Annotated in this window: 4 protein-coding genes; 1 reads left to right on the top strand and 3 read right to left on the bottom strand. The window is 51.4% G+C overall.

Annotated features, from left to right (window positions below; all coding sequences use genetic code 11):
• Window positions 1-292: 292 nt before the first annotated feature.
• From RTY00_RS21790 to RTY00_RS21780, 3 genes are all read right to left on the bottom strand, one after another.
• On the bottom strand, window positions 293-1,102 hold the full coding sequence (locus RTY00_RS21790; RefSeq protein ID WP_312666187.1) for an inositol monophosphatase: 810 nt from the start codon (window positions 1,100-1,102) through the stop codon (window positions 293-295).
• Between the two features lie 191 nt (window positions 1,103-1,293).
• Complete coding sequence (locus tag RTY00_RS21785) at window positions 1,294-2,544, bottom strand: mechanosensitive ion channel family protein (RefSeq protein WP_312666186.1); 1,251 nt, start codon at window positions 2,542-2,544, stop codon at window positions 1,294-1,296.
• Between the two features lie 92 nt (window positions 2,545-2,636).
• A complete protein-coding gene (locus tag RTY00_RS21780; RefSeq protein WP_312666184.1) occupies window positions 2,637-3,218 on the bottom strand; it encodes an ACP phosphodiesterase in 582 nt (193 codons plus the stop codon).
• Window positions 3,219-3,401: 183 nt separating this feature from the next.
• Here RTY00_RS21780 and RTY00_RS21775 point away from each other — a divergent pair.
• Window positions 3,402-3,656, top strand: a 255-nt coding sequence (locus tag RTY00_RS21775; RefSeq protein WP_312666182.1) for an S-adenosylmethionine:tRNA ribosyltransferase-isomerase, incomplete at its 3' end; no start/stop codon positions are given.

Genomic DNA, 3,656 nt, shown 5'->3' with positions numbered 1-3,656 from the left:
TATATATGACGATTTCAATATAAAAATAATCACGCCATCCCAAAATAATAAAACAGCGAAAAAATATCTCGGCGCATCCTGGCGCCGAAAAAAACTACAAAAAAGGAGAAAATGAGTATTACTAAGGGATGTTTGACTTGTGCAGCATATCGTATTTTTATTGTTGCCAGGATGTTCTGGTAAAAAAGAGAAAATTCTCACATCGGAATGGAATATTACTCACGGCGCGCTTAAGTAATTTCGGTTGAAGGTTAAGTTCGCATAAATTAATGAACTTAACCCAATGTGGAAATTATAATGACAAATGCGCAGGCAATAGCGCTTTCAGCTGCGGATAAATCACCGCATTTGCCAGCAACACCGGATTGCCGTTCTGCAAGCCGTGATTAGCAAGATAATCGTTGGTGATGCCGCCTGCTTCACGCATCAGCACAATACCCGGCAAGCCATCCCATGGATTCATATGCGCTTCATAGTAACCAATGAGTCGACCCGCCGCCGCCCACGCACTCATTAACGCTCCCGAACCGTTGCGGATAAACATGCCGCCCTGCGCCAGTAATGCGCCAATAAAAGTGGTGAGAGGTTCAACCGGTTGGCTGTTGGAGCTGCTCAGACCAAGCAATCCCTGATCGAGCTGCTGCGCGCTGTGCGCCTGAATGCGTTTATCATTTACCCAGGCGCCTTTACCTCGACAGGCGTGAAAGGTTTCATGATGATTGGGATCGCATACCACGCCAATCACCGCTTCGTTTTCACAGACGATCGCTAGCGAAACGCACCAGTTGTGCAAGCCGTTCAGGAAGCAGCTGGTGCCATCAATCGGATCGATCACCCAGATAAAGCGTGCGCCAGCGGTATCGCCGCCGCTCTCTTCGCCCAGCACCGCATCGTCAGGAAAGCGTTCGTGGATCAGATGCTTGACCAATTCCTCCACGTTGCGATCGGCTTCGCTGACCACGTCCTGCAGATCTTTCTTATGCTCAACCACTAATTGATGACGTTGCTGATACCAGGATAAAGCCCGGCTGGCGGCGGTTTTAGCAACATCACAGGCGAAATGATAACGTGCGTCGAGTTCGGTAAGCGAAGCTGATGACATCTTTCCCTCTTATGATTTTTAGGCTGGCGAAGCGACAACAGACGCCAAAAATGGCGTATTGGCTGTGTGACGGACTTAACAAAAGTTAAGAAAGGTTTCATTAAGCCGCAGATGGCTGCGCGTGACAAGAGGGGGAGAAGGCCCGCCAGCGAAATTTTTATTTTCACTGGCGGGTTATGCGGGATGAAGCGTTAGTGGCGGGTTCTCATGCCGATTTGACGCATGTCGTTACCGGTTGGCGATTGGTGTACGCGCAGACCAAAGGTCGGCAGCACCGCGTAAATATGGTCGAAAATATCCGATTGAATATTTTCATACTCTTTCCATACCGTGGTGCTGGTGAACACATACACTTCCAGCGGCAAACCGTTTTCACCCGGCGCTAACTGACGCACCATTAATGTCATCTCTTTATGAATATGCGGATGTTGCTCCAGCCAGCTTTGCAACCAGGCGCGGAAAGTACCGACGTTAGTCAGGCGGCGACCATTGAGCGGCGAATTCAAATCACAACCGAGCTGCGCATTCCACGCGGCCACTTCTTCGCTTTTGCTATTCAGATAGGGCGTGAGCAGATGAGCACTTTTCAACTGCTGCATCATGGCATCATCCAGGAAGGCGATGCTGGTGGTATCAATATGAACGCTGCGCTTAATGCGACGTCCACCGGATTCCGACATGCCGCGCCAGTTTTTAAAGGAATCGGAAATTAAGGCGTAAGCCGGAATGGTCACAATAGTGTTATCCCAGTTGCGCACTTTTACCGTGGTTAAAGAAATATCAATAACCGCACCGTCCGCGCCATATTTCGGCATTTCCAGCCAGTCATTCATTTTCAGCATATTATTGGCGGCTAACTGAATGCCGGCTACCAGTCCCAAAATCGGATCTTTAAATACCAGCATCAGCACCGCAGTCATGGCACCGAGACCGGTGATCAATACGCCAGGCGATTTACCCAACAGCAGCGAAATAATCATGATCACCATTAAAATGGCGGCGATTAATTTTACGCTCTGGATAATACCGCGCAGTGGCAATTGCTGCGCCAGCATGCTGTTTGTGCTGAGCTGCTGCAGCAGATCCAGCAAGGAGAACAGTATCAGCAGGGCGAAGATCATCATCCACAGCTGGGCGAAAATCAGCAGCGCAGGATAGATCTGAGAACTGTCGTGCAGGAACAGCTCGGTCTGTAATTTGAATAGCACACCTTGCATCAGCCATACGCTGCGGCTAAACAAGCGGCTGTTAATCAGCGCCTTCGGCCACTGACGGCTGCTTTTCTCGGTATAGCGACGCAGCAGCGGCAAGATGGCGCGGTGCAGAATGGCGTGAGTGATTAACGAGATGGCAAAGATAATGGCGATCACTATCCCTAACGCCATGATGTGCGTGTAGCTAAGACCGGCTTCTGCGAGCCGGTTTGCAATAAGATGCTGCATGAGATTTCCCTGAGTGTGACGAAGATTAAGGCCACGAAGGGTAGGGGATGGGAAATTTCCCGTCCAACAGACGGGTCTTGAATTACCTAATATTACAATTTCTGCGCCCGCGCGGCGGCCATTAAGCGCGGATAAAACTGGAAGAATAGCGGCTCAAGCTGATCATAGTGATCAACAAAATCCTGGTAAGAATCGCGCAGTGCCGCCAGACGCGGACGGCGATGCGCCATGCCGTTTAGCACCCGCGCCAGTCGTGTCGGTTCGGCATAGTGCTCAAACCAGCGTTCGCGCCACATCACTGCATTCAGTTCGATAAAACCTTCCGGCGTGCCCGCCAGCTGCGGCACGATGTCTTGTTCTGCCGCTTCGGTAAACGCTACCAGCGATTGCGTCGGGTGAATTTTCTCCCAGTGCAGCGCGAGGAAGTGGTCCCAAATCACGTCCAGCGTGATGGGCGCCACGCGGCGTGTTTCCGGGCGAAACAGCTCACGTGCAATCCGCACTTCGGGCAGATTATCGGTCAGGACGTCGAGGCGACGATGCATGGCAATGCCAGCCACCACCGGCGCAGGCCATTGTGATTGCACGTTGCCGCGCACGAAATCGGCCATGAGATTGCCCAGCAGAGAGCTGTTAGCCAGCTGCGCCAGGTGAAGGTGAGCGAGAAAGTTCATGGCGCATTATATACACGTCATACTTCAAGTTACAGGTGCGTTGGCTGCTCTCATTCACCGCCTTCCTGTACCTCGAATTATTTTGTGTATAAGCAGAATCACAGAAACTCAGCCAGTTGTTCAGAATTTGCCGCTTTTCCGCTAGACTATGCCGCCTGATTTTAAGTCCTGAAGAAGTGAAGCATGCGCGTAGCCGATTTTACCTTTGAGTTGCCAGAATCCTTAATCGCCCACTATCCGCAGGCGCAGCGAAGCGGTTGCCGCTTGCTGTCGCTGGATGGCCCAAGCGGCGCATTAAGCCACGGCGTATTTACAGACGTGATGGATAAGCTCAATCCGGGCGATCTGCTGGTGTTCAACAACACTCGCGTGATTCCGGCGCGCGTCTTTGGCCGTAAAGCCAGCGGCGGCAAAATCGAGATGCTGGTTGAGCGCATG

The organism is Pantoea sp. CTOTU49201 (assembly GCF_032054795.1).
GTDB lineage: Bacteria > Pseudomonadota > Gammaproteobacteria > Enterobacterales > Enterobacteriaceae > Pantoea > Pantoea symbiotica.
Note: the sequence above shows the minus strand (reverse complement) of the source record. Positions and strands in the feature narration are given on the sequence as shown.

What these genes read in the sequence shown, in the direction of transcription:
- RTY00_RS21790 (WP_312666187.1), bottom strand. Translation starts at nt 1,102, where the DNA reads ATGTCATCAGCTTCGCTTACCGAACTCGACGCACGTTATCATTTCGCC.
- RTY00_RS21780 (WP_312666184.1), bottom strand. Translation starts at nt 3,218, where the DNA reads ATGAACTTTCTCGCTCACCTTCACCTGGCGCAGCTGGCTAACAGCTCT.
- RTY00_RS21785 (WP_312666186.1), bottom strand. Translation starts at nt 2,544, where the DNA reads ATGCAGCATCTTATTGCAAACCGGCTCGCAGAAGCCGGTCTTAGCTAC.